Below are 353 nucleotides of genomic sequence, written 5' to 3'. Positions count from 1 at the left end.
CTGCATTGCCAGCCCAGCCCCTAGGCCAACTAATAGAGTTCCTGTTACACCGTTAAAAGCCTGATTCACCGAAGGCTTAGCCAGCCATTCTTTAGCCCGGTTGATCATTCAAGAAATCATGGTTTGCCAAGTCGTAGCAATGATGAAATGAAGCCCAGCCAGAGTCAGCGACTGCACCAATGCAGAACCTTCAGGATTAATAAATTGAGGTAGAAACGCCACATAAAAAACGACAGTCTTCGGATTCAAAATATTAGAGAGAAAACTTTCACGGAAAGATTGTGATACTGAGAATGAACGCTCTTTTACCTGCCCAGTCACAAGGCTGGTTTTACCCCGCCAGGCCTGCTTCA

The 353-nt window shown here is 45.9% G+C and carries 1 protein-coding gene; it reads right to left on the bottom strand.

Features of this window, described 5'->3' with window-relative positions; all coding sequences use genetic code 11:
- Positions 1-108: 108 nt before the first annotated feature.
- Positions 109-353 (bottom strand): LysE family translocator (locus ACY2RR_RS24405; RefSeq protein ID WP_490110810.1); only part of this gene is annotated, 245 nt, incomplete at its 5' end.

Source organism: Parendozoicomonas sp. 2304DJ65-17 (genome assembly GCF_058148445.1).
This window is presented reverse-complemented; position numbering and strand designations above follow the sequence as displayed.